Origin of the sequence: uncultured Mucilaginibacter sp., from assembly GCF_903913935.1 — a bacterium.
Lineage (GTDB): Bacteria > Bacteroidota > Bacteroidia > Sphingobacteriales > Sphingobacteriaceae > Mucilaginibacter.
This window is the reverse complement of record NZ_CAIWNH010000509.1, coordinates 1-3,565: the sequence shown is the minus strand read 5'-3', so window position 1 is coordinate 3,565 and position 3,565 is coordinate 1. Positions and strand designations below refer to the sequence as shown.

Below are 3,565 nucleotides of genomic sequence, written 5' to 3'. Positions count from 1 at the left end.
TTTTATGAGGAAATTCACCCTTCTTGTTTTTCTTACTTTCGTGATGTGTTTGGCCGGATATGGACAGGGGGCAAAACAGCTGATCGATTCGGCGCTGCATTATAAAACGCTCAATTATGGCAAGGTGATCTTCTTTGCCGAGCCTGCTTATAAAAAGGCCCGCGCGGAAAAGAACGAAAAGCTTGCCGGGCAAAGCGCCTATTTACTGGGTATGGCTAATTATTTGGGAGGCAATTTTGATGAGTCGCTGCGCTGGTATTTCACAGCGGAGCGCGCTTATGAGGCCGCAAAGGATACGAGCGGAATATCCGAACTGTATTCGGATATGTGCATCTTCTACATCAAAATAAAAAAATTCGGCCAGGCTGATGAAGTTATCAAAAAGGCCATTGACTACGCAGTATCTACAAAAAACCTAAAGCAACATGCTACCGCCTTAAATAATAAGGGACTGATGTTTTATGATGAAGGAAAAACAGATAGCGCGATTAATGCTTTTAACGCCAGCTTTATTTTATACAAAAAAGTGAACGATAAGGTAGGGATGTCCTATTGCCTGGATTATTTATCGTCGGCGCAGTCCGACAAAGGCAATTATTCAAAGGCTTTACAATTGATGGATTCGGCGCGGGACCTGCGTGCAGGCATAGGCGATAAAACCGGGGAAGCAATGGCAATAGAAAATTTAGGCGAGATCTATTTAAAAGAAAATAAATTAACGGATGCCGCTAAATATTTTGCAGACGCGATTGACAGGGCACACCAGTTAAATTTTTTAGACCTTGAATTATTTGCCTACAGTATGCTGGCCAAAACTTACCAGCAACAAGGGGATTACCAGGCAGCTTTAGCCGCGAAAAATAAATTCGTGGAACTAAATAAAAAATTCCAGGATGAAAAGCGGGTTAAAACCATTGAAGAGCTGGAAGCCAAATACGAGACCGAAAAAAAGCAGGAACAGATCAAACTGCTTAACAAGCAAAACACCATTCAGCAGTTAGAGATCGGCAAGCGCAATGCTACGATAACCGTTATTGTTGCAGCCTTCGTTTTGACCATGGTGCTGGCCTACCTGTTTTATTCGCGTTACCGCATCAAACATGCGGCGCAACTGCAGGCAGAAGTGATGCATCAGCAAACACTTGCTTCAAAGGGCATTATTGAAGCCGAGGAACGTGAGCGCAAACGGATAGCTGCAGAACTGCACGACGGTGTGGGCCAGTTGTTTACCGCGGTAAAAATGAACATGGAGATATTGGTAGAACGTTTTTTGGTTAAAAAACCTGATGCAGCACTCCTTGCCGAAAAAACGCTGGCTATGGTGGATGAAAGCTGTGCTGAGGTGCGTTCCATCGCCCACCAGATGATGCCAAACGCCCTGATCAAAAGCGGGCTGGTTTCGGCGCTACGTGATTTTATCAATAAGATCCCGACTGAAAAATTGAAAATATCCCTGGAGACCCAAGGCATTGATAAGCCGCTTGATAGTATTACTGAAACCGTTTTATACCGGGTGGTCCAGGAGTCAGTAAATAATGTCATCAAACACGCGGCAGCCACGTCGCTGGATATTCTTTTACTTCGCGACCAACAGGAGATCACCGTATCCATCGAAGACAACGGCAAAGGTTTTAACAGCAGTGATCCGGGTAGGTTTACCGGTATCGGCCTTAAAAATATTATCAGCCGCGTTGAATATCTTAAAGGGACGGTGGATATATCGTCGGCACCGGGCAAAGGAACATTGGTAGCTTTTTTTATTCCGCTTATATAATGACAAAAGAAAAAGACCCTAAACGCATTTTTATAGTGGATGACCACCAGATGGTGATCGACGGCATTAACCTGATGCTGGAGGGCCGGCCAGAATTTATAGTGGCAGGTGAATGTACGCAGCCCACCGAAGCAATTGAATTGCTGAAAACTATTTCGGTAGATATTCTGATAACCGATGTGGGCATGCCCGGCATGAGCGGTGTTGAATTAAGCCGCATCGTAAAAAGCCGTTTCCCTGAGATCAAAATACTGGCTCTTTCCATGTTTGGCGAGAGCCAGGTAATTGCCGAAATGATAGATGCCGGCATCTCGGGCTATATCCTTAAAAACTCCGGGAAAAAGGAACTGATAGAAGCGTTGACTAAAATTGCCGGGGGCCAGAACTATTTCGGCCAGGAGATCACTCTGCAGTTGATGAAATCGTTTAAACGCAACCAGGAGGAATTAAAACTTACCGACAGGGAGATCGAGATCATCCGCATGATTGAGAAAGATATGACCACCAAAGACATTGCTGAAACCCTTTTTATTAGCGAACGCACGGTTGAAACCCATCGCAAAAACATCCTTCACAAAACCAATACGCAAACAGTTGTCGGCCTGCTCAAATACGCCTACGAGCGCAAGATCATTTGATCGTTTTTTGACCGTCCATTTTTACTGTAATGGTACGTAGTTAAATATGCCGATTGCTCGGTATTTACATATCATGATTTATTAACGTGCTTTGTTAAGCAGCTTGTAGCTAAACACTTGCTGCTTAAACAACTAAATCATGAGCAATTCAACCAAACCACCATTCAACAAAATCGTACTATGCCTTTTTATAGGACTCACCGTTTTTGCGTGTAAAAAAACAATTCAAAAACCTGTTGTACCGGTAACTGGCGCCGCTTCAACATTTAAAGTTGACGGCACAGCAGTAAAGATCGATTCAGCGTCCGCAATGCTGTATACCAATGCAAGCGGCCGGCAAATGGATATTTATGCCTACAAAGGTGGCCAGGAAGTGCTGGAATTTCATTTCGACCCCAAAACAGGCAATAAAACAGCCGGTACCGCGCTGGGTTCGGGCGCATTTTTAACCTACATGGCTTCGCCCGTTTTAAGCTATGATTCCCAATCAGGCGCACTGAATGTAACAGTATGTGATACCATCGCGAAAAAGGTGGAAGCAGATTTCAACTTTGTAGCAAAGCAATACCCCTACACCGACCCTGCATCAAAAACCATTACCGAAGGACATATCTCCATCACCAAAATCAACAAGCAATAATCATGAAAATTAAAAAATTCTTACCGGGCATGGTCGCCCTGGCAATGCTTTGTGCAACGCAAGCCTATGCACAATTACCTGTCCTGGAAAAAAGCTACGACATCTCACGTAAAGCTAAAAATGGTTTTTTGGGTGGGATAGAAGTGGACCAGGCAAAAGGCACTTTTGATATGATATACGTTTTACGGTCAAGCGACCGGAAAATAAAACGCGAGATCTACACCTTTGATAAGGAACTTAACCTGATCAATACGGTAAAAGACGAAGAGGAAGTTGAAAAAATGAGGCACAAATACAAGTGGTTTAATTTTAAGGGGGATACCAGGGTAACCCATAGCTTAACTGCTTCGGCTAACCTCACTCAAAAACTGGTGTTCCGCAAAAAGGAGATCACCTGGAAATACCTATGGCTTACCGGCAGCTACAGTAAATCTGTTAAACAGCTGGAAAAAGTTAAGCCTGTATCAGACAATAGCGAGCAATATATTTTCCGTGGCGGATCATACGAAGTAA

4 protein-coding genes are annotated in these 3,565 nt (G+C 43.8%); all 4 read left to right on the top strand.

Translation table 11 applies throughout. The features are described 5' to 3' along the window. A partial coding sequence (locus QZY09_RS20520) for a sensor histidine kinase (RefSeq protein WP_295675529.1) occupies positions 1-1,774 on the top strand: 1,774 nt, incomplete at its 5' end. Next, positions 1,774-2,412, top strand: coding sequence for a response regulator transcription factor (locus QZY09_RS20515; protein ID WP_295675528.1), 639 nt, complete (start codon positions 1,774-1,776; stop codon positions 2,410-2,412). The genes QZY09_RS20520 and QZY09_RS20515, both read left to right, overlap by 1 nt. A gap of 139 nt (positions 2,413-2,551) precedes the next feature. Continuing rightward, positions 2,552-3,052 carry a hypothetical protein gene (locus QZY09_RS20510; protein ID WP_295675525.1) on the top strand — a complete coding sequence of 167 codons (501 nt, stop codon included), beginning with the start codon at positions 2,552-2,554 and terminating at the stop codon, positions 3,050-3,052. 2 nt (positions 3,053-3,054) lie between these two features. Further along, positions 3,055-3,565, top strand: a 511-nt coding sequence (locus QZY09_RS20505) for a hypothetical protein (RefSeq protein WP_295675521.1), incomplete at its 3' end; no start/stop codon positions are given.